The organism is Bacillus sp. MC1252 (assembly GCF_056838025.1).
In genome coordinates this window covers 3598164-3623145 of record NZ_CM166369.1, presented here as the reverse complement: position 1 = coordinate 3623145, position 24982 = coordinate 3598164, and the positions used below count along the sequence as shown (strand labels likewise).

The following is a 24982-nucleotide window of genomic DNA, read 5'->3' as shown; positions in this document are numbered from 1 at the left end:
TTAAAGCGAACAAAATTTGATTTCGAGATACTAATGTTCGGATTTAGCGTTGACTTTTTCGTTTTGCATTGATAAAATAAATGTGTTTGAAAGAGATAACGTTTTGAAAGGTTAACGGAGGTGCACGATATGTCTTCAGTAGTCGTAGTAGGTACGCAGTGGGGTGACGAAGGGAAAGGGAAAATTACCGATTTCCTTTCAGAAAATGCAGAGGTGATTGCCCGTTATCAAGGGGGAAACAATGCAGGTCACACGATCAAATTTGATGGAGTGACTTACAAGCTACACCTCATTCCGTCCGGTATTTTTTATAAAGAGAAAACTTGTGTCATCGGTAATGGAATGGTGGTTGATCCTAAAGCGTTGGTCACTGAGCTTGCGTATCTTCACGAACGGAATGTGAGTACAGAGAACCTCAGAATCAGCAATAGAGCCCATGTGATTCTGCCTTATCATTTAAAATTGGACGAGGTAGAAGAAGAGCGGAAAGGGGCTAATAAGATCGGTACGACGAAAAAAGGAATCGGACCAGCTTATATGGACAAAGCAGCTCGCGTCGGAATCCGCGTCGCAGATCTATTAGATCGTGAAGTATTTGAAGAGAAGCTTGCACGTAATCTAGAAGAGAAAAATCGTCTTTTAGAGAAAATGTACGACACAGAAGGCTTCAAAATTGAAGATATTTTAGACGAGTATTATGAATATGGCCAGCAAGTGAAAAAATATGTCGTGGACACGTCTGTTGTATTGAACGATGCTCTAGATGAAGGCCGCCGTGTTCTATTTGAAGGGGCACAAGGCGTTATGCTTGATATCGATCAAGGGACATATCCATTTGTGACATCCTCTAACCCAGTGGCTGGAGGAGTGACGATTGGTTCTGGCGTAGGTCCTACGAAAATTCAACATGTAGTCGGCGTATCAAAAGCTTACACAACACGTGTTGGAGATGGCCCATTCCCAACAGAACTTCATGATGAAATTGGCGATCAAATCCGTGAAGTTGGCCGTGAATACGGTACGACAACTGGACGTCCGCGCCGTGTTGGCTGGTTTGACAGTGTTGTTGTCCGTCATGCCCGCCGTGTGAGCGGTATTACAGATTTATCTCTGAACTCAATCGATGTACTGACAGGGATTGAGACATTGAAAATCTGTGTCGCTTATAAATTGAACGGAGAAATCACAGAAGAATTCCCAGCAAGTCTAAAGGAATTAGCGAAATGTGAGCCTGTCTACGAAGAAATGCCAGGATGGACCGAGGATATTACAGGCGTGAAAAATTTAAGTGAACTGCCTGAAAATGCCCGCCACTATTTAGAGCGCATTTCACAATTAACAGGTATTCCACTTTCTATTTTCTCAGTCGGACCAGACCGTTCACAAACGAACGTTGTCCGCAGCGTGTACCGTCCATAAGTATAGACAGATCAGACACCAGTAAAATCACACATTTTACTGGTGTTTTTTTTGTTTAAATATTCCTTAAATTCAATAGAACGGACTTCCCGGCATTACCAAAATATGATAACTGTATAAAGGGAAGGAGCGTTCAAGTGAAAGAAAGAATACGATTATTAGATATTTTACGAGGCTTTGCCATACTAGGCACATTGGGGACGAACGTTTGGTTTTTTGCGTATGCAGGGAATACCTTTGCGACAGATCAGATTGCAGATGAATATGAAAATGGCAGTTTGCTTGAAAGCATTGTTTCGATGTTCGTTTATGGCAAAATGCTCTCGCTGCTCACCATCATGTTTGGTGTTGGATTGGAGCTGAAGTACCAGCAGGCGAAAAGAAAAAACACACCTTGGCCGGGTACATATTTATGGATTCTTTTATTTTTATTTATCGAAGGCTTTGTTCATTTTGCCCTTGTGATGGAATATGATGTGCTCATGAGTTACGCCGTCACGGGTTTACTTGTGGCTTTCATTGTACGTGGAGGGGACCGGCGCATCAAAAAGGGCATGATCTTCTCTGGTTTGATTCACCTGCTAGTCATGTCATTTCTGATTGTGTTCTCCCTTTCTGAAATGGAGACAGAATCCTATGATCAAAGCAGTGAACCAATGCTAGAGGAGCAGCTGCCAGAGACATGGATCTCGCAGGTTCAAGAACGATTACAGTACTTTTTCATGTACCGTGAAGAAGCGATCTTTATCATTCCAATGAATACATTTCTGTTTTTATTAGGTGTTCGAATGATGAGAGCTGGTGTTTTTTATGCGAATACACGCGGACAATCTCTTCGGAAAACATTGTTCCGATTCGGTTTATGGATTGGTCTGCCGCTGAATGCACTCGTCTTCGTGCCGAATGAAATAGTGGAATTCGTGGTGCGCTACGTCTTTTCACCATTCCTCTCTATCTTCTATATAGCTGTCATTGCGAAGCTCTTGGCACATACGGAATCTTGGTTCATGTGGACTTGGTTTGAATATGTAGGGAAAATGGCGCTCAGCTGCTACATCCTGCAAAATGTCATCTGCTCGATTCTTTTTTATAGCTGGGGATTGAGTCTTGGCGGTCAAATCAATGCACCCCTTATCGTATTGGCATGGCTGCTCATTTCACTTCTGCAAATAGCGATTTCAGCATTTTGCTTAAATGTATGGCGGATTGGACCAATGGAATATATCCGATCGCGGGCACTTTGCCGGGTGACGATGAAGAAAGCAACGTAAAGGGAGTGGCGCAATGTTTTTTAGGAAAATGACGAAAAGGGAGCAAATAAACGCAAAAAAAGCAGCTGTGCCGGCGTTTATCTTTTATCTTCTGGCATTAGGTGGACATGCGCTATATTCGTTCATCCAAGAGGATCGACCACCTGTCACGTTTGTGATATTAATGGCGGGTCTCTTTGTTTATTTTATGGCAGACTGGCTATTCAACAAAATACATTCATAAAAAAGAAGCCCTCATTACGAGAGCTTCTTTCTTATTTTAGGCTTTTATATTGCCCTTTTAAATTTTTACGAATGTATTGGATGATTTTGCGCAATTCATTCGCATGCGGTCTGCCAAATGGGCTTGTTTGTCTTTGCTGATAGAGCACTTGCCCTTTTTCATTTAATAAGAAATAGGCGGGTTCTCCGTGTACCCCGTGATCTTCATATGGAGCATCTTCCCCGTGATAGAAGACTTCATATGCTTTTAATGATGTGAGATCTTGGTCAGACATGATCGGGAAGGAAAGTCCCTCTTTATCAGCAAATTCCTTCAAGTTCTCAGGGTTATCCGTTGAAATCGCCATTAAGTGAATATCCTTGTCTTGAAAGTATGATTGCTGCTTTTCTAGCTCCTTTAATTCCTCTACGCAGACTGGGCACCAGGATCCTCTAAAGAAAATGATGAGGTGCCAGCTTTGATGCTCCTCTAAATGTTTGTAGAAATCAATGTGTTCGCCCTGCACCGTTGGCAGTGAAAAATTGGGCATTTTATCTCCTAATTTGAATGAACTCATGCTGCTTCCTCCTTTTTCAATCACAATGTTACTTGTCTATTGTATAACCATTTTCAGACGGTCTAAAACGTTTCTATGTGCTTGAATAAACAGTGACCATTGAAAAGAAGGATCAAAATTGAAGGCGATTGCAGAAATGGGCGATTTGACAGGAGATATCAAATCCGACACTTTTTTAAAAAAAATGTCGAAAAACGTATTGCCATATGTAATGACTCTATGATATTATAAATCTCGTTGTTGCAAAGGTCTCTGAAACTTGTTAGGATGCGATGTTCCAGCTTTTTTGAAAGCGATTGGTTTGACGCAATACAGCTTCTTCAGATTCACTTTTCACAAACCGAGAGCCATTAGCTCAGTTGGTAGAGCATCTGACTTTTAATCAGAGGGTCGAAGGTTCGAGTCCTTCATGGCTCACCATGTATTGGCCCGTTGGTCAAGCGGTTAAGACACCGCCCTTTCACGGCGGTAACACGGGTTCGAATCCCGTACGGGTCATTGATTTACTTTAGCGTTAAGCTAATTTTTCCTCACTTGCTTGAAAGAGCACCACGATTGCTTTTTCGGGCAAGTTACTGAGGTCCGGTAGTTCAGTTGGTTAGAATGCCTGCCTGTCACGCAGGAGGTCGCGGGTTCGAGTCCCGTCCGGACCGCCATTTATACATATTCATCTTTTTGATGATGGCTCGGTAGCTCAGTTGGTAGAGCAACGGACTGAAAATCCGTGTGTCGGCGGTTCGATTCCGTCCCGAGCCACTTCCAAACGCATCTGCAATCGCAGGTGCGTTTTTATTTTATGAAAAGAAGGCATAAAAAGGGAGAAGCCGGACCTAGGTAGGGCCCGGCTCCATAAGAAGAAGACGTTACATGTATATAGACGTTTGGTGATTGGAAAAGTTTCGATAAAAAAGGAAAAAGTCATCAATTTTTTTGAGCCGTGTCCTTCCTATCCAACGTTCACTAGAAAAGAAAGCCGTTATTATTTTTATCTTTGCCTCGTAAAACGTTATAATAGATAGTGAGCCTTTTTTACTCGAACGAAAAAGGCCTGATGAGACATGCAAAATGAAATGACATAGATGCTAAAAATGCAGGAGGAAATCATAATGGAAAAAAAGATTCTTGTCGTAGATGATGAAAAACCGATTGCGGATATATTGGAATTTAACTTAAGAAAAGAGGGCTATGAGGTTCATTGTGCGTATGACGGAAATGAAGCCCTTGAAATGGTAGAAGAAATGAAGCCGGACATCATTCTGCTCGACATTATGCTGCCGAACAAAGATGGCGTTGAAGTATGCCGTGAAGTGAGAAAGAAATATGACATGCCGATTATTATGCTTACAGCGAAGGACTCTGAAATTGATAAGGTCATCGGTCTTGAGCTTGGAGCGGATGATTATGTGACGAAGCCATTCAGCACGCGCGAGCTGCTTGCACGTGTGAAAGCGAATTTGAGAAGACAGACTGCTGCTCCGCAATCGGAGGAAGAATCTGAATCAAATGATATCGAGATTGGATCACTTGTCATTTACCCAGATGCGTATGTCGTGTCTAAGCGTGAGGAAACGATCGAGTTGACGCACCGTGAATTCGAATTGCTTCATTACTTAGCGAAGCACATTGGACAAGTCATGACACGTGAGCATTTACTACAAACTGTATGGGGCTACGATTACTTTGGAGATGTCCGTACAGTAGACGTTACAGTGCGCCGTCTTCGTGAGAAAATTGAAGACAACCCTAGCCACCCGAGCTGGATCGTGACAAGACGAGGCGTCGGCTACTATTTAAGAAACCCAGAGCAGGACTAAGATTCTTATGAATAAAGTAGGTTTTTTTCGCTCGATTCACTTCAAATTGACCTTAATCTACGTGCTGCTGATCATTGTCGCCATGCAGATCATTGGCGTCTACTTTGTGAAGCAGCTAGAGCAGTCCTTAATTAATTCTTATGATAATTCCTTGAATCAGCGAATCTACTCGTTATCGTATTACCTAGAACAGGATTCATCGAAAAGCAAGGCGGAATTAAAAGAGGATGCTCAAAAGATTTTAAACGATTTTAACAACAAAGATGAGTCTAATGAAATTTCTGAAGTCAGCTATATTGACGAAAGCAGAGAGGTCATTGCCTCTGTGAATAATGGCAGTCAAGAGATTGCCGGGAAAAAAATCACAGATCAAATCATTAGCCGTATTTTCGCGGTTGGCAAAGACTACGAGAAAAAATTCTATGACCCAGAATCGAATAAACGAGTCCGCATATCAGCGACAGCCGTGAAAAATGAAAACCAAGAAACCGTTGGTGTCATTTATGTGGTCTCCTCCATGGAAAGTGTTTTTAACCAAATGCGAACCATTAATACGATTTTGGCAACGGGAACGCTGCTTGCCCTTGGGATTACTGCTCTACTTGGTATATTCATATTCAGAACCATCACACACCCAATTTCGGATATGAGAAAGCAAGCGATCGAGCTCGCCAAAGGGAACTTTTCCAGAAAGGTCCGAAAGTATGGACATGATGAGATCGGTCAGCTAGCGACGACCTTTAACCATCTGACGAGAGAGCTGGAGGAAGCTCAGCTGATGACAGAGGGTGAGCGGAAAAAGCTTTCTTCTGTCATTGCATATATGACGGATGGTGTCATTGCAACGAATCAAAACGGTGCCATTATTCTATTAAACAGCCCGGCATTAGAGCTTCTGAATGTTTCACGTGAAACAGCATTAGAGATGCCCATTACGTCATTGCTCGGCCTAGAGGAAACCCATACATTTGAAGATTTAGTTGAAAATCAAGACTCCATGCTGATAGAAATTGAACGCGAAGATCAGCTGTCTGTTTTGCGTGTCAATTTTTCAGTCATTCAGAAAGAGCATGGGAAGATCGACGGCTTAATTGCTGTCATTTATGACGTGACAGAGCAAGAGAAAATTGATGCTGAACGCCGTGAATTCGTAGCGAACGTATCGCATGAGCTGCGTACACCGCTGACGACGATGCGAAGCTATCTTGAGGCATTAGCTGAAGGTGCAATTGGTGATAAAGAGCTTGCGCCAAGGTTCCTCAGTGTCACGCAAAATGAAACAGAGCGTATGATCAGGCTTGTCAACGACCTGCTCCAGCTGTCCAAATTCGACAGCAAGGACTATCAATTCAACCGTGAGTGGACGAACTTTATCAGGTTTATCTCGCTCGTCATTGATCGTTTTGAAATGACGAAGGAGCAGCATGTCGATTTTATCCGCAATCTGCCGCAGCGTGAAATATATGTGGAAATTGATCAAGATAAAATCACACAGGTGCTCGATAACATCATTTCCAATGCCATGAAATATTCTCCAGAGGGTGGACATATTACGTTCACAGTCGATCTGGATGAGGATGAAGGGCTTGTGTTATTCAGCGTCAAAGATGAAGGAATCGGTATTCCGAAGAAGGATATGGATAAAATCTTTGAACGTTTTTATCGAGTGGATAAAGCGAGAACAAGAAAGCTTGGCGGTACCGGCCTAGGACTTGCGATTGCAAAAGAAATGGTTCAGGCTCATGGCGGAGATATTTGGGCTGACAGCATTGAAGGAAAAGGAACAACGGTAACCTTTACCCTTCCGTACAATGAAGAACAAGAGGATGATTGGGATGAAGCGTGAGACCTTTAAAACCATAATATTGACAATCCTAATTGCGATCAGCCTTGTGTTTACATGGAATATTTGGATGTTCCAGCCCGTCATGCAGGATCAGGCGGATGCCGGCACAAAGGTCGTGGAAACGAAGAAGATTTCAAGCGATGAGCCCCGAAGTCTCATTGATGTCGTGAAGCCGCGTGAGATGTTCATCCATTCCAATGGAGAGCATTTCAAAGTGGATCAAAAGGAACTCTTCCAAAACTTTTGGAATGATGTGAGCCTGTGGGATGTCAAAGAGATTGCCGATGTGTCGGACCAATATTCCGAGCAGAGATTTAAAAATTTCTTCTATGGACGCGGAGGACAGGGGAAGACATTGGATCTTGTGTTCAATGATCCGATTCCGATTGATATTTTCCAAGCACTGTTTAAATGGCCGAATAAATCCATTGAATACAACTCATTTGATCGGATGATTGTGCCGTTTGCCCAGCAGAATAAGGCCAATAAAAAAGTCTATTTGGTCTCATATAGCAAGGAAACGGTGCTTGAGCTGACGATTGAGTCCGCCAACTATCGTAATCTGATGGACAGCATCGCAGCCGCTCAAAGCGAGATGCCGCGCTATGATCTTTATACATTCTCAGAGAATTCTAAAAGAGATTTCCTCCTGCCGAGAAAGCAAAAGCAGCTTGAAGCAAAAATGTTCTTTATCGAAACGATTAAGACAACCAAATTCAAGGACGCTTTGTTTACAGACCCAAGTCTTGTCGGTGAGGAATCTAATTTAAACCGGACGGTGTATACAGATGGGACAAGTCGTCTTGAAGCCAATCAAAAAGATCACCGCATCCAATATCAGCACCGCAATATCAATTCCAGTACTGTTTTTCAAACGGGGGATTTGATCAAGCGAAGCGTGAAGTATTTCAATGATACGGGAAGCTTTACTGATGACTATCAATACTTTGGCATCAACAGCAACCAGCAGCTGTCCTTCAATATGTTTATGGATGGTCTGCCAATCGTCAATAGTACGAAGCATCCATTTGGTATGACCTCTCTGGAAGTACAATGGGCGAATGATGACATCTTGAATTACAAGCGTCCAAACTACATTCTTGGCAACAAAGCGAGTCAGAGTGAACAGGTCAAGCTGATGAATGGGACAGAGCTGAAGAATCTGATCATCAAACAGACGAAATATGATGATCTGGAGAAAATTGAACAGATTTTCCCTGCGTATCAAGCTGCGACAACGGCATCAGATCAAGATCAAGCGATGTTTGTCTGGCTGGAGCCAGTATGGTGCATGAAATATAACGGCAAAACCGTGATTCTATCGAATGATCTGCTGACAGAGGGGAGCGAGAATAATGGAGTGGAATAAGACCAAAACGATCTTTATCCTAGCCTTTCTCGTTCTCGATATCTTTCTAGGTTTTCAATACTTTGAAAAACGATCGACTGATCATTTTGCGATTATCGAAAAAACGGATACGCTGGAAGAAATGAAGGCAGACGGAATCAAATATGGCAATCTATCAGATGAAGCGAAGATTGGATACCGCATTACAGCTGAAAAGAAGCAATATACGAAAAAGGATGTCGACGGATTAGCTGATCAAAAGGCGAAAAGCACATTCCCGAAAACAGACAAAGATGATCCTGTCACGTTGCTTGAAATGACCTTCAATAAACCAGTCGCATTGCCGAAAAAGGATATGAAAACAGCAGCGACGAACCTTGTGAACCAGCGTTTGCTGGATGGGAAGAATTATAAGCTGTGGAGTATTGATGAAGAGACAGGTAAAATCGTCTTTTTCCAAACGTATAAAGGGAAATACATCTTCCAAGAAGGCCTTGATGACACCGAAACCATCGGAAAAATCACATTAGATTTGAACGATCAAAACGAGGTCGTATCATATCAGCAGTCGATGGTGACGTCGATTAATGAAGTGAGAAAAGAAACCCTTGTCCCGGCGCTTGAAACTGTGAAGGACTTATATACGCAAAATATGCTGAGCCAAAACACGACCGTGAACAAGGTGGAACTTGGCTACTATACGCAATACCCAGGTGCAAGCACGCAGGTCATGGTTCCTGTATGGAGAGTGGAGCTTGAAGGCGAATCAGCTGGTTCAAAGAAAAAGACAGAGGAAGAATATTTGATCAATGCCATCGACGGCTCAACACTTGATCATATAGAGAAAGATGACAAATCTTCAATGGAGTGAGAGAACATGAGCTTGCAGTTCAGTGTACTAGCGAGCGGAAGTACGGGGAACGCTTTTTATTTAGAAACAGACGAGCATGCCTTTTTGGTGGATGCTGGCCTAAGCGGCAAGCAGATGGTCGAGCTGCTTGGTCAAATCGACCGAAAGCCTGAAGACTTGGACGGAATTTTTGTGACACACGAGCACTCAGATCATATTAAGGGGCTTGGTGTCATGGCAAGAAAGTACAAGCTTCCCGTCTATGCAAATGCGAAAACGTGGAAGGCGATGGAATCTCATATTGGGAAGATTGACACCGAGCAGAAATTTCATTTTGATATGGAGACGGTTCAATCCTTTGGCGGTCTTGATGTCGAGTCATTTGGCGTGTCACATGATGCGGCAGAGCCTATGTTTTACGTGTTCCATTATGGAGGGCGAAAGCTTGCCCTCATGACGGATACAGGCTATGTGAGTGATCGCATGAAAGGAATTATTAAATCAGCCAATACATTTGTATTTGAGAGCAATCATGATGTCGGTATGCTGCAAATGGGCCGATACCCATGGAGTATTAAGCGCAGAATCCTGAGCGACGTTGGACATGTATCGAATGAAGATGCCGCTCTTGCGATGACAGATGTAATTGGGGATGCCACCTCACGCATTTACTTAGCTCACTTGAGTCAAGACAACAACATGAAGGATTTAGCCCGTATGGCGGTCCAGCAGACGCTTGAAATGAAGGGCTATGTTGTGGGGGACGGCTTTGATTTATATGATACGGATCCGAAAAAAGCAACACCGCTTTGCGCCGTATGATTTTGACAATCGTATGATTAAGATAAGAGCTTCTTACCAACACTATATACATCATCTATTCACTGAAAGGAAGGAAACATAGTGGATTATCGCGATGTAGAGTGGAAGCCGAGACGGAGCAGAAAAGGATATTTCCTATCTGGTTTGATCGGTGTATTGGTAGGAGCTTTTTTAATGGGATTCTTTTTCCCCTATGTATCTGGACAGAGCGGCAGTCCCTTTGGTTGGCAGCCGGCCGGAGACCAGCAAGCATCAGAGGGCCCTTTAAAGACAGTCAATGTGAGCGTCAATGATGCTGTCACGAAAGTGGTGTCTAGTATGTCGGATACGGTTGTCGGCGTCATTAACATCCAAAAGTCGAGCTTTTGGGAGGAAGGTGGAGAAGCAGGCAGCGGGTCAGGTGTGATTTATAAAAAAAAGGGTGATACCTTTTATATCGTGACCAACCATCATGTCATCAAAGGCGCAAACCAGCTTGAAGTGAGCCTTCAGGACGGGACAAGAATTGGAGCCGATCTTGTCGGCAGCGATCAGCTCATGGATTTAGCGGTACTCACCGTCAAAAGTGATAAGATCAAGAAAACCGCCGCCTTTGGCAATTCAGATCATGTGAAGCCAGGTGAGCCAGTCATCGCCATTGGAAATCCATTAGGGCTTGAATTCGCGGGCTCTGTCACACAAGGTGTCATTTCAGGAACGGAACGTGCGATTCCTGTGGACTCGAATGGAGACGGACAGGCGGATTGGAATGCGGAAGTTTTGCAAACAGATGCCGCCATCAATCCGGGAAACAGTGGTGGTGCGTTGATCAATATGGACGGGAAAGTGATCGGTATCAATTCAATGAAAATTGCTGAATCAGAAGTTGAAGGAATTGGGCTGTCCATTCCTGCGAATTTGGTTATCCCTGTCATAGAGGATTTAGAGCGCTATGGGGAGGTCAAACGTCCATACCTTGGGGTTGGCATGAAATCACTAGCCGATATTGCGAGCTACCACTGGCAGGAAACGTTGAAACTGCCAGAAAAGGTCACAACCGGAGTCGTCGTGATGAGTGTTGAACCTTTGTCTCCAGCAGGAAAAGCGGGGCTAAAAGAGCTGGATGTCGTGACATCCTTTGATGGCAAAGATGTACAGAATATCGTGGATCTGCGTAAATATTTATATCAAAAGAAAGTCGGCGACAAGGTAAAGGTGCAATTTTACCGAAGCGGAAAGAAAAAATCAGTAGAGGTCAAACTCTCCCAGACCGACCGATTCGGCGGATAACCAGTTCCAACAAGGGACTGGTTTTTTTTGCATGCTCATCATATGATGAAGGAAAGGGGGAGGTACGATTGGTTACACTACAACCGATGTCACAAACAGATTATGATTCATTGATGGAGGAAGCCATTAAGAGGTATGCAGAAGAAAAAGTGCTCGCAGGGACATGGGAGAAGGAAGAAGCACTTGAGAACGCAGAAGATCAATTTGATAGGCTGCTTCCAGAAGGTCTTCAAACAGAGCATCATGAGCTGTGGAACTTCTTAAAGGGAGAAGAGGCGATTGGCTGGGTTTGGCTTTGTTATGATCCGAATCACCCTCAACAGGAAGGATTTATTTATAACTTTATTTTGTTTGAAGCATATCGAGGAAAAGGTTTTGCGAAGCAGGCCATCGCTGCATTAGAGGAGCAGGCAAAGTCATTAGGTGTGCAAAAACTCTCGCTGCATGTCTTTGCTCATAATCAAATTGCCCGTGCGTTGTATGAGAAGACGGGATTTGCGGAAACCGGCATTTACATGAGCAAACCCTTATAAAAAAGAAGAAGTACCGTGCGGAGAGCGTACGGTACTTTTTATGAGGAAATCATGGCATCCTGAGCCGTGACTCTGTATAGGTCTATTTTGCATTTCACGAAAGCGCGGATGATCGCAGGGACTTGGGCTTCTGAACGAATCAACAATGAGGTCTCGTCATCACTGATCACAAGATCTGTTCCCACAGTTTGTAAATACTGCGTGAGAACAGGCTTCACCTCATCATCAATCCATGCATGCTTGAATGTTGCACGAATGTTTGAGGATGTGATGGTTTTCTCTTGAGGATAAGTATGTGGGGACACTAATTTTCCTTCAGAAATGAACGCAGTTTTGGTACAGATACTATTTGTGAACCGTGGACGGTCAGTTGTTAAAAAGACGGTTTTGCCTTCATCTTTTAACGTATCAATGACCCGCTGGATATTCAAGATAGAATCTGAATCAATATCGGCAAAAGGCTCGTCGAGCAAAATAAATTCAGGTTGATGGGCGATGGCCTGCGCAATTCCGAGCCGCTTCTTCATACCAGGAGTAAAGGCACCGACTTTCTCCTGATGATAGCGATGTAAACCGACGAATTCGAGTAATTCTTCATAATCGCTCGTTTTCTGGCGTGTACCGGTAATTTTTGATAAATAGGCAATATGCTCAAGTGCCGTGAGCCCTTCATATAAATCCGTATATTCAGGCAGAACACCGATGTGATGCCTCACTTTTTTTAACGAAGGCATGTCCATCATTGTAAACGTACCAGAGGTCGGGCGGGAAATTCCCGTAATGATATTGAAAAACGTGGTCTTACCAGCACCCTTTGGTCCGATGAGTCCGAAGATATCGCCTTGATTGACATCAAGGTTAATATGATCTACTGCGACTTTTGTTCGATATTTTTTTGTAAGCCCTTTTGTATGTAGCATTTAGACATCCCTCCTTTGAAACAGCAGCGCAGTTCCAATGAGTAAGACAACGGTCAATGCTGCATTCATCAGCACATAGGTCAGCGGTTCATTCCATCGCGCATAATAATAAGGCGTCATGTATTTGAACCAATGAATCAACCGTTCTGAAGAGAGAACAGAAATCATACTGACGATTGGGAAAAGAAAGGAAAACAACATACCGACAAACATCGATTTCTGCGGTGTTGGAAAGAGCATGGACAGAAACAAAGTACATGAGATGCCGACACTGATAAAGGTTAAGGTTTTTAAGGCATCAGAGAACAGAAAACGATGTGAAATCACCATATTCAGTACATATGTCGTCATAATGCAGCTGAGCCAAAACAGCATCAGTCCAAGATATTTTCCGACGATAATATTCAAACGGGTCGTTTTACTGACGAGAAAACGAATGGTTTTCAAGTGAATTTCGCGACTCATAATATCATGAGACAATAAAAAAATAAGGAAAAAACCAAATAAAGACATCACCAGTTCATTCCCAATGGAATAAGGGTCCTTTGCCTGTTCCCATTTCCCTTGATAAGCAGCTATAAATGGAAGACTTGATACAAAAGTAGATAAAATGAATATAATAACAATTGTTAAGATGGATTTTGTGCTTTTGAAGAGCTGCTTAAACTCATTCATACAGATGGTCCACACACACTGTACCTCCCTTCCTCTTTATTATAACGCTAGAAAAGAAAGACACCATATCCCGCTCTTTAACATTTGTTTAAATTTTATAAAAAGAAGACTCTTTCAGTATCAGTTGACTCATTTTTAAAAATGTTCAGAAAAATATCTTGATTTATAAAATAACATCATGTATGATAGCTTTAATTCAAAATAGTTGAACAGGCAATGACGAGAGAAAGTACAATCATCAATTTTTCCACAGAGAGCTTCGGCAGCTGAAAAGAAGCAAAAATAATGATTCGAAAAATGGTCTCTGAGCCTCGTACTGAACATATCTTTGATATCAGTAGGTCACGACGAGAGTTGGTACTCGTTATCAAAACCACAGTATATGAGCCAGATTGGAGCTTTGTACTTGTAGAGGCTGTTTAGCGCGAGCAAACAGTAAATAAAGGTGGTACCACGAGACAAATACCTCGTCCTTATGATTCAAAGATAAGGATGGGGTATTTTTTATTGTCCACTTTTTTCATACAAATGTTCAAATGTTCCACGTGAAACACCACAACCATTTTTTCAAATGAAAGGGAGATTAACATGAGTGAACATGCATTGGTTTTACAATCAGATTTCGGCATTGATGACGGAGCAGTCAGCGCAATGTACGGAGTGGCAAATACGGTAAGCAGCACCATCCGCATTTTTGATTTAACACACAACATTCCGCAATATGACATTTGGGAGGCATCTTATCGCCTGCTGCAAACCGTCACATATTGGCCGGAAGAAACGGTCTTCGTATCCGTTGTTGACCCGGGCGTTGGATCAGAGCGAAAGAGTCTTGTCGTCAAAACAACAAGCTCGCACTATATCATTACCCCAGATAACGGGACACTCACGCACGTCGCGCAGGATATTGGGATTGTGGAAGCCCGTTATTTAGATGAAACCATTAACCGGCTGCCGAAGTCGGGAAAATCACATACATTTCATGGGAGAGATATTTACGCGTATACAGGCGCGAGAATTGCTTCAGGCGTGATTTCTTTTGAAGAAGTCGGATCAAAGGCGAATATTGATGATATTATTCACCTTCCAGTCGTAAAGGCTTATGCCGAAGAGGAAGTGATCACAGGAACAATTGATATTTTAGATGTGAGGTTCGGAAACCTATGGACAAACATTCATCACACGTTATTTGAACAACTTTCAATCAATTATGGTGATGCAATAGAAGTTACCATTGCCAACGGCCCGAAAAATGTGTATAAAAATATCATGACCTATGGACGATCTTTTGCCGATTTAAAGGTAGGCGAACCACTCGTATATGTCAATTCACTCGATCATTTAGGCGTGGCGATCAATCAAGGGTCATTTGCAAAGGCTTATAACATCGGTACAGGCACAGGCTGGCGCCTTTCGATTCGCAAAGCTCCGCGCATTATATACGAATAAGAGGAGGAAACAACATCATGGCAGGTAAACAACTTTCAACGAAAACTGTCGTTGCCATCGGAATTGGCGCAGCCGTCTTTGTCATTTTAGGACGCTTCGTCTCCATTCCAACTGGAATTCCGAATACACAAATTGAAACATCGTACGCATTCCTTGCGTTAATGGCTGTATTATTTGGCCCTGTTGCAGGCGCACTGATTGGTTTTATTGGCCATCTCATTAAAGATGCCACCACATTTGGCCCTTGGTGGAGCTGGATTATTGTTTCGGGTGTTGTTGGTTTACTGATCGGCTTCATTTCAAACCGTTTAAAAGTAGAAGAGGGCGACTTCGGCTGGAAAAAGATCACGCTCTTCAACGCCGTACAAGCAGGCGCACAGGCATTAGGCTGGTTTGTTATTGCCCCTGTACTCGACATTGTGATCTATGCAGAACCTGCGAACAAAGTGTTTGTGCAAGGTATCGTAGCAGGAATTTCGAACATCATCACAGTCGGTGTACTAGGAACAATCATCATTGCAGCTTATGCGAAAACGAGAAGCAAAAGCGGCAGCCTATCGAAAGAAACATCATGAAGTAAGGTGGAACACGTAAATGAAGAAACCGATGATTCAATTCGAGCATTTCGGATTCAAGTATCGCAGTCAGTCAGAACCGACATTGAAAGATATCAACCTGACCATCTATGAAGGGGAAAAAGTCCTCATCGCAGGCCCGTCTGGATCGGGAAAAAGCACACTAGCCCATTGTATCAATGGGCTAGTTCCTGCGTCTTATAAAGGGTCTATGGAAGGAAGTCTTCACATCGGCGGTAAGAATGCAGAGAAAGAAAACATTTTCTCCCTCTCACAGCTTGTCGGGACGGTGCTGCAGGACCCTGATGGGCAATTTATCGGGCTGACCGTTGGTGAAGACATCGCGTTTACGCTTGAAAATGATCAGGTCACGCGCGAAGAGATGAAAGCCCGTGTAGCAGAAGCGGCGAGATTAACAGAAGTAGACGGCAAGCTGGCAGCATCCGTGCATGAGCTGTCAGGCGGTCAAAAACAGCGTGTAGCCATTGCAGGTGTACTTGTCAACGATGTCGACATTTTATTATTTGATGAACCACTTGCAAGCCTTGATCCTGCTACTGGCAAAGAAGTGATCGATCTCATCGATCGACTGCAAAAAGAAACGAAAAAAACCGTCGTGATGGTCGAGCACCGATTAGAGGACGTCCTCTTTCGTCATGTAGACCGCATCATCGTTGTCAATGACGGAACGATTGCGGCTGATATGACACCAGATGAATTACTCGCTTCAAATGTGTTGGAAGCGGCATATTTGCGCGAGCCATTATATGTGAAGGCCTTGAAATATGCAGGCATTCCGGTCGCACCAGGAGATCAGTTAGCTAATTTACAGCACCTCACCTTAGATGACGAGGCAAAAGAGAAAATCGAAAAGTGGATGGAAGCATCTGAGCATCAAACAGAGCAGATTGCAGCGCAGGATTTACTAGAAGTACGTGAGCTGAGCTTTGACTATCCGACAAGACCAAACACGCTGAGCAACATCTCTTTTACCGTCAAAAAAGGAGAAATGATCAGCATCGCAGGAGCCAATGGTGCGGGCAAGACGACATTGTCCAAGCTGCTCTGCGCGTTTGAAAAGCCAACTGAAGGGACAATCCTTTTAAATGGTGATGACATCACAGGAGATACGATCAAACAACGCTCCGAACGAATCGGTGTCGTCATGCAAAACCCAAATCAAATGATTTCAAAACAAATGATCTTTGACGAGGTCGCACTTGGTCTCGTTTTAAGAGGCGTACGAGAAGACGAAATCAAGGAACGGGTGGAGCGGGTTCTGAAAGTATGCGGACTGTTTCCATTTCGGAATTGGCCCATCTCGGCCCTCAGCTTTGGACAGAAAAAACGCGTCACCATTGCGTCTATTCTTGTATTAGAACCTGAAATCATCATTTTAGACGAGCCAACCGCCGGACAGGATTTTAGACATTATACAGAAATGATGACGTTTTTAGAGCAATTAAATAAGCAGGGTGTCACGATCTTCATGATCACCCATGATATGCATTTGATGCTCGAATACACAACAAGAACCATTGTGATGTCAGATGGAGAAAAAATCGCAGATGACACACCGGCCAAAGTGCTGACAGATCAACTGCTTGTCCAAAAGGCGAGTTTAAAGGAAACGTCGCTGTATGAACTGGCGCTGAAAGCAGACTGGCCGAATCCAAATGAACTCGTGGATCGCTTCATTAAGGTTGACAGAAAGGAACGAATGACATGGCTGTAGACATGCTGTCCTATATCGATCGCCCGTCGCCGATTCACCGGCTGACAGGTGCAACCAAACTCATTTGCTTTATCCTCTGGTCATCCGCAGCGATGCTCACGTATGATACAGGCGTATTAGTGTTTATGCTAGCCGCCAGTATCGTATTCTTTCAGCTGTCGAACGTGCGACTTCGTGATATATCCTTCGTGGTGATCGTCCTGGCGATTTTCCTAGTGATCAACAACATCGCCATTTACATCTTTGCGCCGCAGCAAGGTGTCGCCATCTACGGAGCAAAACACGAGCTGTTTCATATCGCAGGCTGGTACAATGTCACGCTTGAACAGCTTTTCTATCAATTGAACATTACACTCAAATATGTGACGGTTATGCCAGCGGCACTTTTATTTATCGTCACAACGAATCCAAGTGAATTCGCCTCATCGCTCAGCCGAATCGGGGTCAGCTACCGGATTTCCTATGCTGTAGCGATTGCCCTACGCTATATTCCAGATATCCAGCGGGATTTTCGAACGATTGCCATTTCTCAGCAGGCAAGAGGAATCGATTTATCGAAGAATGAAAAACTGGGGAAACGAATCAAAAATGCGTTATCGATCGTGATGCCGCTGATTTTCTCCAGCCTGGAGCGGATTGAGACGATCAGCAATGCGATGGAGCTGCGTGGATTTGGAAAGCATAAAAAGCGCACATGGTTTACCGCCAAAGACTTTCAAAAAGCAGATTATGCAGCATTATTGTTTGTTGGTGTGGTACTGATTGTGTCGCTTGTGATGACTTTTGTCAGAGGAACGAGATTTTATAATCCGTTTATATAGAAGGAAGCCTTCACTGGAAGTGGAGGCTTTTTCGTTTTGTTTGTGGACAAAAGGTGTGGAAAATGGCAAAAGACTATTAACATGTGAATAAATCGGTTATATTGAACAATGAGCGAAATAATGTGAATAACCGGAGAACATATTGGAGGAATAAGAAACTTATGAACAAAATATTTTATGCTTGTGGAGAACACATTGAAACCGTCCTAGACATGTACATAGATGATCACGAACTGCCACCAGAATTCAGAAAAATCGAACATACACACAGCTTATCCACAACCTGTGAATTGTGCGCTGAACCTGCAATATATATAGTGGGGAACGAATGATCGGACACAAAATACACAAATTTTATCCACAATTGTTGATAACTTATATGAATAACTTGTTCTTAAGGTGGGGATGACCTGTGAATATATCAATTATCACAGTAGGAAAATTAAAAGAGAAGTATTTAAAGCAAGGCATAGCCGAATACACAAAACGATTACAGGCCTATGCGAAAATGGAGATCATTGAGCTCGCGGACGAAAAAGCGCCCGAACACCTCAGCGATCAAGACATGAAAATCATCAAAGACAAAGAAGGAGAACGCATCCTAAGCAAAATCAACCCAGACGCCCACGTCATCGCCCTCGCCATCGAAGGAAAAATGAAAAGTTCCGAAGAATTAGCCGATACAATAGATAAGCTGGCAACATACGGAAAAAGCAAAGTATGTTTCGTCATAGGCGGATCCCTTGGCTTAAGCGACGCCGTCATGCAGCGTGCGAATGAGAAACTGTCGTTTTCGAGGATGACGTTTCCGCATCAGTTGATGAGGTTGGTGTTGGTGGAGCAGGTTTATCGTGCGTTTCGGATTGTGCGGGGGGAGCCTTATCATAAGTGAGTGAGATCTTTTTACGTCCAAAACTTCAAAATCTGTATTTATGATTAAAAAATAATAGATAAAATAATTACTTCATTAAATAACTAATTATGGATTTAAATATTGAATTTACCATTATTATAAGATATTATGTTTGTGTATTTGAATTTGAGTGATACTTCAGTCACGAATTGGAGATGGTTCTTATAAGAATAAAAATGTATGGGATTATAATTAGCATAATAGTTATGGTTTTCGTTTTTGTTTTTTTTGTATTAAATGACTTAAACAATATAAATAAAGAGAGTGAGAAACATAACTTCAGTGAAGATAAAAAAATTCAATGGAATATTAAGTTGCTTGATCCATATATGAACAGTGGGAGAAGCGAAGGAAGAACTAAAGTTAAAATAGCTATCTTAGACAGTGGTATTAATCAACAACATCAGGATTTAAAAGATATTGTTAAAAAGGAATATAATGCTGTTACTCCCAAAAGACCTGTCACCGATGATTTTGGTCATGGCACTGCCGTGGCAGGAATCATTGGAGCAAGACAATCTAATAAAGGTATAACAAGTTACAATCATTCAGGTGTGGAGCTTTATGATGTTAAGGTTTTAAATCAACAAGGTAAAGGAGATGTTGATTCTTTAATAAAGGGTATTGAATGGAGCATAAAAGAAGGTGTACATATAATCAATATCAGTTCAGGAGTAGTTACTAATAAAGCTAAATTAAAGTCATCCATTGATAAAGCAGTGTCACATGGAATAATTATAGTAGCTGCAGCAGGTAATACATATGGAACTGGTGTAGAGTATCCAGCGAAATACACAAATGTGATATCAGTTAATTCTATTAAAAAAAATCTTAAAAGGCCAAGCTCAGCGGCAAGAGGAAAGATAGATTATATTGCACCAGGAGTTGATATACTCTCTACTAATCATAGGGGGGAATATAGTTTGTTTACTGGAACCTCCTTTGCAGCCGGACATGTTACTGGTTTAATTTCACTGTATGTTCAGGATTACTTGAGTAAATCTAAGAAGTTAAATGTTGATGAACTTATGAAAAAGTTGAAACAAGAATCCCGAAAAGTTCAATCTTTAAATGATGATGAGCAAGGGAACGGATTAATAATCTATAATCATAAAGGAGCCTAAAATGAATTGTAAAAAAATAATAACTATATTAATAGTGACTGCGATGGTAATTGTAAATTTACCAATAAATCAAGCCGAAGCGATTAGTGAAACTAATGAAGTAAATAATCAATTATTAGAAAATCAGTTTGATGAGATTAAGCAGGAAGTCTATGATGAATTAAATATTGATTATACTGATGAATTGGATATTAATTTAATTGACTTAGAAGAAGAATCACTTCATATTGAAACTACCTTTAACTCAGACGATCTTGAAGTTAAGGGTGACCTTGAAATGAGCTTAGAAACGGAAGAAATGAACTTTACGTCATCTATTATTGATGAAAATGGTAAACTTATTAACAAAGAATATGACATTGCCGTTGAAGAGGCGGATAATGAAACGTTTAAAGCTACCTTAACAGATAAAGACTCTGGTGAAAAAAACACTGTTAATTCTGAAGAAATTGAGGCTTCTATTTTACCAGCTATTATTTTAGGTGTGATTATCAGAACTTCTGCTAAGATTGCTTTTAAGATGTATACAAGAAGTCAAATTTTAAGAGCTGTTACTGCAGTTACGTTTAAATCTGTGCAGCTACAAAAGAAATTTAAACATGCTGTTGATTTTGGTGTAAAAGGATCTTATAGCAAGGCAAATGCAAAAAAATTTGAAACAGCTCTAAGAAACCACGTAAGTCGTTCAAGTCATGTATATAGAACAAAGCATAGTGGACAATCAGGTTACGTTATGATGCATTTAAAGGGGAATAAAGCTGCATTTTTCAAGCAGAACGGTGAATTTATTACAGGTTATAAGCTCTCAACGAAACAAAAAAATAACTATGTTAGAATCGGTGAGTTAATAGTTAAGAGGTGATCAATAATGGGTATAGGTGGATCTGTAAATGTTGGTGTTGTTTTTCGTGAAAATGATCATATACCAATCTTTCAGTCTTTCGTAAATTCCTTAAAAAAAAGGGACGTGTCCTTTAAGAAAGTAAAGTATAGTATAGATCCAGATGGAGAAAATTGGATTGAACAAAGTATAAGTAAAAATATCATCGAAGATGCAAATTTGTCTGGTCACTATACAGAATTTGAAGTATTAAATCTATTTAATAGCTCTAAACCAGTAAGGTTAACAATTCATATAGAAGATGGATACTTTGGTTTCTTACTAGATTTTAATTGGGAAGAAGTAGCCTCTCAAGAAGTATTTATTCTTCAAAATCAAATGCTACAGTTTTTAATCGAACTTTATCAGGATATCTCTTATCATCATGCGTTCATTGGTCACGAAATTGAAGTTGATGTCCATCCAGATGATTTTGAAGATTTCATTGGAGAAGCAGATTATCCAGTGGGTATTATTGGTAAAATGGATAGATTAGCTATTTATTATGGTTCTGTTGGAATGGATGGTTTATCTTTTCAAAAAAAGAGAACAGAATTAGTTAATTTATAGATCAAGCAAGCGTCATTCAATAGAATTGAATGACGCTTTATTTAATTAATGGCGTAATAAAATAAACTAGTGTTTAAATCAAAAGAAAGGTTACTATAAAAGACTTTTTGGAATACGTTTAGGTGATATTTTGCTGCTTCATATTAGGTGCAATATGGAATTGAGCGATACTGGAAAAGTATGTTATTATTTAATGGTTAAAGACTCAAAGACTATTCAAAAGTATAATTGTCCATATTTAAATATGCATGATAATAGGAGATATAACATGAATAAAAAGGAAGACATTTTAAATGCGTGGATTACAATAGAGCAGTTATCGGAAGGGTCAATTAACAAAAAAGAAAAAATATTAAAGACATTAAATCATTTTGAGGAAGATTGGCAAAATTTTTTTATGAATTTTTTATCTCATCAAAAGCAACAAAATAATATGTCAGATAAGGCCTTTAACAAGTCTGGAATCGTATTTTACTTTGGTATTTTCAATTTTCAAGAAGTTGTTGATATATTGAGAGAAAAATATAATATTGATAAAACTTATGAGGAAATCAGTAATTCAGAAAAATTTACTTTCGCTTTATATTTTGATCATCAACTTAACCTGATAGCTGATAAGTTGTTTTTAACAATGAGCGGCTATATTCGTGAAAATGGTCATTTACCTGATGATTTCTTAAAAGTTGAAACTTTATTTAGAGAAGAATTAAATCGAAAATTTGAAGAGGATTTTCATAAAGTGTTTTCTGAACTTATACAAAAGTATAATGTTTCAGTGAATAATTTCCGCTATAAATTTGTACGACATTTGGATAATGAGGATATTAATCTACATTCCTTCTTTATTGAAGATTTAAAAATGGCAAAGTTAATAGATACTGAAAATATAAACAGATATTTTAATGGGTTTACTGGAGATAGGAGAAATTTAGACAGTCATAAAAAGTCTGAGCACTTTAATGCACATATTTTTGAGGAGATTGCTTTAAAACCAAAATATTATCCGTTAGGACGTTTTCCAACAAACCCTGATTATGCACTCTCATTTATGCAACAAGCTGCTGTTAATTTAGCTTTAAACGACAAAAACGATATCCGTAGTGTTAACGGACCACCAGGAACAGGGAAGACAACATTGTTGAAGGATGTTTTTGCTGATTTAGTCGTACAACAGGCGCTAGCTATGTCAAAACTTTCTAATAAAGTGGTTCAAGGCAGTCTGACCTATTGGAAAAATGCTAAATTTGGCGTTTTACCACGATCTATTTCAGATAAAAATATTATTGTGGCAAGTTCAAATAATGGAGCAGTCCAAAATATCGTTAATGAATTACCGAAGAAAAAAGAGATTTCAGAATGTTTTCAAGATCAATTAGAGAAAGCAAATTATTTCAAAGATATCTCTAATTCTCAACTAACAGGGGAAGGATTTGGGAAGGATCGATACATTATAAGTGAACTGCTCAATGATAAAAATTGGGGTGTTTTTTCATTAGAAGGTGGAAATTCAATCAACATGAATAAATTGCTTCTCAATATAGAAGCAATTGAAAAAGATTTAGAAGAAAATGAACAATCGAATAGTGATGTATATCAGGAATTCACAAGGCTTTATAATCAATTGAAAGTTGAAAGAGACAAAGCGGAAGAATATAGCCAAAAAATATATTATCTACGAAAACTAAAGATTAAATATATAAATCAAGTTAAAGAATTTGAAAAAGAAAAAAAGAAAAAACAAACTGTTTTGACTAGTAATGAAAAAGAAGCCAAAGCTGAAATTGAGAGATTGCGAGAAGAGAGATTAAAATTTCAAAAAGCTTTATCCAGTGTTTCTGTTGAACTCGAAAATTTATCGAGGGAAAAAATTCAAGCTGAACGAAATTATCATGTTCTTACTTCACAAAAACCGAGTTTTTTATGGTTTCAGAAAATATTTAATAGGTTGAAAGTTGAACAGTATTTCAAAAATCTCAGCATCGTGAATGAACACTTAAATGATCTATCTCAACAAGAAACAAAACGTGAAAATAACTCTAGGCGGCTTGTAAATGATCTAGAGAAAAATGCTGTTAAAAAAGAGTATACTCAAAAACAAATGCAGGAAAGAAAATCTACCTTTGAACGATGGGTGAACACTAAGAATAATGATCTGGAAAAAATGAAAAAAGAAATTGATTCATTTGAAAAGAACAAATCACAAAGTGGAATAAAGGAAATAGATTTTTCTCTATCATATGAAGAACTTCAAAAGTCTAAACCTTGGTTTACAAAGGAGTTTCGAATTTTACAATCAGAATTATTTATTTCGGCTTTAAAAGTTAGAAAGCGATTCCTCTATGAGAACGTAAGAAATTTAAAAGCGGCAAGGATTATTTGGAATAAACAATCTAATTACATTGCAAAAGAGAATGGCCATGAGTTAATTTCAGAAGCATGGCAATGGATCAATTTCGCTGTGCCAGTTATCAGTACTACTTTTGCAAGTTTTGGTCGAATGTTTAAAAACCTCAAGGGAAATTCAATTGGAAACTTATTCATTGACGAGGCTGGTCAAGCATTACCACAGGCTAGTGTCGGAGCCATTTTTAGAAGTAAAAAAGTAATGGTTGTTGGTGACCCCTCACAAATAAAGCCAGTATTAACTTTAGATCCAAATGTTTTAACTTTGATTGGAAGACACTATAATGTAGACGAAAAATTTGTCTCTGCTGATGCATCCACTCAAACAATAGTAGACGATACTAGTCAGTATGGATTCCAAAAAAACGAAGACGAATGGGTTGGTATTCCACTGTGGGTACATAGACGTTCAAACTATCCGATGTTCACTATTTCTAATGAAATATCTTATGATGGTTTAATGGTACAAGGTAAAAATGAAGATGAGGTGCAAGGGACATCAGAGTGGCTTCATTCTGCTGGAAAAGCAAATGATAAATATGTTAAAGAACAAGCTGAGTTACTGAAAAATCAAATTACTGAGCGATTACAAGTGAATTCAGATTTAGCTGATGAAATCTATGTGATTTCTCCATTTAAAAACGTGGCTTACCAAATTGCAAAAGTTTTAGAAGAAATTGACTTTACTAAAAGACAAGATGGTAAGCCAACAAATGTAGGTACTGTTCATACTTTTCAAGGAAAAGAAGCGAAAATTGTCTATTTTGTCCTTGGAGCAGATTCAAATAGCAGTGGGGCAGCAAAATGGGCTGTTTCCGACCCAAATATAATGAATGTTGCGGCTACACGAGCTAAAGAAGAATTTTATATTATTGGTGATAAGAAATTGTATGCATCTTTGGGAAGTGATGTTGCAAACAAGACTATATCAATTATTAAGGACTATAATAATAAGTGAATTTCCGC

At 40.4% G+C, this 24982-nt stretch carries 23 protein-coding genes, 4 tRNA genes and 1 other annotated feature; of the genes, 24 read left to right on the top strand and 3 right to left on the bottom strand.

Annotation, left to right across the window (positions count from 1 at the left end):
• The first annotated feature begins 129 nt into the window (after window positions 1-129).
• From ACYH0L_RS18655 to ACYH0L_RS18645, 3 genes are all read left to right on the top strand, one after another.
• Window positions 130-1419, top strand: coding sequence for an adenylosuccinate synthase (locus ACYH0L_RS18655; RefSeq protein ID WP_099728578.1), 1290 nt, complete (start codon window positions 130-132; stop codon window positions 1417-1419).
• Window positions 1420-1556: 137 nt separating this feature from the next.
• Window positions 1557-2690 (top strand): DUF418 domain-containing protein, encoded by a 1134-nt coding sequence (locus ACYH0L_RS18650; RefSeq protein WP_249704721.1) that lies wholly within the window; start codon window positions 1557-1559, stop codon window positions 2688-2690.
• A 13-nt stretch (window positions 2691-2703) separates the two neighbouring features.
• Window positions 2704-2913 (top strand): hypothetical protein, encoded by a 210-nt coding sequence (locus ACYH0L_RS18645; RefSeq protein ID WP_230031414.1) that lies wholly within the window; start codon window positions 2704-2706, stop codon window positions 2911-2913.
• Window positions 2914-2944: 31 nt separating this feature from the next.
• Here ACYH0L_RS18645 and ACYH0L_RS18640 read toward each other — a convergent pair whose 3' ends face one another.
• Window positions 2945-3469: a peroxiredoxin family protein gene (locus ACYH0L_RS18640; RefSeq protein ID WP_249704720.1), complete on the bottom strand. Its 525-nt coding sequence runs from the start codon at window positions 3467-3469 to the stop codon at window positions 2945-2947.
• 344 nt (window positions 3470-3813) lie between these two features.
• On the opposite strand from ACYH0L_RS18640, the gene ACYH0L_RS18635 reads away from it, so the two are divergent.
• The 11 genes from ACYH0L_RS18635 to ACYH0L_RS18585 all read left to right on the top strand — a co-directional run bounded on the left by ACYH0L_RS18635 (window position 3814) and on the right by ACYH0L_RS18585 (window position 11951).
• Window positions 3814-3889 (top strand) — tRNA-Lys (locus tag ACYH0L_RS18635).
• A gap of 6 nt (window positions 3890-3895) precedes the next feature.
• Window positions 3896-3967: transfer RNA gene (locus ACYH0L_RS18630), tRNA-Glu, on the top strand.
• An 81-nt stretch (window positions 3968-4048) separates the two neighbouring features.
• Window positions 4049-4125, top strand: a tRNA-Asp gene (locus ACYH0L_RS18625).
• Between the two features lie 27 nt (window positions 4126-4152).
• Window positions 4153-4225, top strand: a tRNA-Phe gene (locus tag ACYH0L_RS18620).
• 350 nt (window positions 4226-4575) lie between these two features.
• Window positions 4576-5283 carry a response regulator YycF gene (gene yycF, locus ACYH0L_RS18615; RefSeq protein ID WP_099727306.1) on the top strand — a complete coding sequence of 236 codons (708 nt, stop codon included), beginning with the start codon at window positions 4576-4578 and terminating at the stop codon, window positions 5281-5283.
• A 7-nt stretch (window positions 5284-5290) separates the two neighbouring features.
• Window positions 5291-7129: a cell wall metabolism sensor histidine kinase WalK gene (walK, locus tag ACYH0L_RS18610; protein WP_230031412.1), complete on the top strand. Its 1839-nt coding sequence runs from the start codon at window positions 5291-5293 to the stop codon at window positions 7127-7129.
• Window positions 7119-8498, top strand: a complete 1380-nt coding sequence (gene yycH, locus ACYH0L_RS18605; RefSeq protein ID WP_249704719.1) for a two-component system activity regulator YycH — start codon at window positions 7119-7121, stop codon at window positions 8496-8498. Before walK ends, yycH begins: the two co-directional genes overlap by 11 nt.
• On the top strand, window positions 8485-9348 hold the full coding sequence (locus tag ACYH0L_RS18600; protein ID WP_099727303.1) for a two-component system regulatory protein YycI: 864 nt from the start codon (window positions 8485-8487) through the stop codon (window positions 9346-9348). Before yycH ends, ACYH0L_RS18600 begins: the two co-directional genes overlap by 14 nt.
• 6 nt (window positions 9349-9354) lie before the next feature.
• On the top strand, window positions 9355-10149 hold the full coding sequence (locus ACYH0L_RS18595; RefSeq protein ID WP_099727302.1) for an MBL fold metallo-hydrolase: 795 nt from the start codon (window positions 9355-9357) through the stop codon (window positions 10147-10149).
• A gap of 78 nt (window positions 10150-10227) precedes the next feature.
• On the top strand, window positions 10228-11418 hold the full coding sequence (locus ACYH0L_RS18590; protein WP_370461135.1) for a S1C family serine protease: 1191 nt from the start codon (window positions 10228-10230) through the stop codon (window positions 11416-11418).
• A gap of 68 nt (window positions 11419-11486) precedes the next feature.
• Window positions 11487-11951, top strand: a complete 465-nt coding sequence (locus ACYH0L_RS18585; protein WP_099727300.1) for a GNAT family N-acetyltransferase — start codon at window positions 11487-11489, stop codon at window positions 11949-11951.
• 38 nt (window positions 11952-11989) lie between these two features.
• Here the strand turns inward: ACYH0L_RS18585 and ACYH0L_RS18580 are convergent, their stop codons facing one another.
• Window positions 11990-12871 (bottom strand): ABC transporter ATP-binding protein, encoded by an 882-nt coding sequence (locus ACYH0L_RS18580; protein ID WP_099727299.1) that lies wholly within the window; start codon window positions 12869-12871, stop codon window positions 11990-11992.
• Complete coding sequence (locus ACYH0L_RS18575) at window positions 12872-13561, bottom strand: ABC transporter permease subunit (RefSeq protein ID WP_099727298.1); 690 nt, start codon at window positions 13559-13561, stop codon at window positions 12872-12874.
• A gap of 192 nt (window positions 13562-13753) precedes the next feature.
• Window positions 13754-14024: a binding site (T-box leader), on the top strand.
• Window positions 14025-14134: 110 nt separating this feature from the next.
• Between ACYH0L_RS18575 and ACYH0L_RS18570 the strand changes: the two genes are divergently transcribed.
• The 10 genes from ACYH0L_RS18570 to ACYH0L_RS18525 all read left to right on the top strand — a co-directional run bounded on the left by ACYH0L_RS18570 (window position 14135) and on the right by ACYH0L_RS18525 (window position 24974).
• Complete coding sequence (locus ACYH0L_RS18570) at window positions 14135-14995, top strand: SAM hydrolase/SAM-dependent halogenase family protein (RefSeq protein WP_230031408.1); 861 nt, start codon at window positions 14135-14137, stop codon at window positions 14993-14995.
• Between the two features lie 17 nt (window positions 14996-15012).
• Window positions 15013-15570, top strand: coding sequence for an ECF-type riboflavin transporter substrate-binding protein (locus ACYH0L_RS18565; protein ID WP_012011871.1), 558 nt, complete (start codon window positions 15013-15015; stop codon window positions 15568-15570).
• A 19-nt stretch (window positions 15571-15589) separates the two neighbouring features.
• Window positions 15590-17305: an ABC transporter ATP-binding protein gene (locus tag ACYH0L_RS18560; protein WP_482354237.1), complete on the top strand. Its 1716-nt coding sequence runs from the start codon at window positions 15590-15592 to the stop codon at window positions 17303-17305.
• A complete protein-coding gene (locus ACYH0L_RS18555; protein ID WP_327925013.1) occupies window positions 17296-18126 on the top strand; it encodes an energy-coupling factor transporter transmembrane component T family protein in 831 nt (276 codons plus the stop codon). Before ACYH0L_RS18560 ends, ACYH0L_RS18555 begins: the two co-directional genes overlap by 10 nt.
• Before the next feature lie 161 nt (window positions 18127-18287).
• Window positions 18288-18458 carry a CxxH/CxxC protein gene (locus ACYH0L_RS18550; RefSeq protein WP_327925011.1) on the top strand — a complete coding sequence of 57 codons (171 nt, stop codon included), beginning with the start codon at window positions 18288-18290 and terminating at the stop codon, window positions 18456-18458.
• 80 nt (window positions 18459-18538) lie between these two features.
• Window positions 18539-19018, top strand: a complete 480-nt coding sequence (gene rlmH, locus ACYH0L_RS18545) for a 23S rRNA (pseudouridine(1915)-N(3))-methyltransferase RlmH (protein WP_249704716.1) — start codon at window positions 18539-18541, stop codon at window positions 19016-19018.
• Window positions 19019-19245: 227 nt separating this feature from the next.
• On the top strand, window positions 19246-20163 hold the full coding sequence (locus ACYH0L_RS18540; protein ID WP_482354236.1) for a S8 family peptidase: 918 nt from the start codon (window positions 19246-19248) through the stop codon (window positions 20161-20163).
• A gap of 1 nt (window position 20164) precedes the next feature.
• The gene (locus tag ACYH0L_RS18535) at window positions 20165-21025 is read left to right on the top strand and encodes an SAR2788 family putative toxin (RefSeq protein ID WP_482354235.1); all 861 of its coding nucleotides are present in this window, start codon (window positions 20165-20167) and stop codon (window positions 21023-21025) included.
• A gap of 6 nt (window positions 21026-21031) precedes the next feature.
• Window positions 21032-21613 (top strand): Imm64 family immunity protein, encoded by a 582-nt coding sequence (locus ACYH0L_RS18530; protein ID WP_482354234.1) that lies wholly within the window; start codon window positions 21032-21034, stop codon window positions 21611-21613.
• Between the two features lie 268 nt (window positions 21614-21881).
• Window positions 21882-24974, top strand: coding sequence for an AAA domain-containing protein (locus ACYH0L_RS18525; protein ID WP_230031403.1), 3093 nt, complete (start codon window positions 21882-21884; stop codon window positions 24972-24974).
• The last annotated feature ends 8 nt before the right edge of the window (window positions 24975-24982 follow it).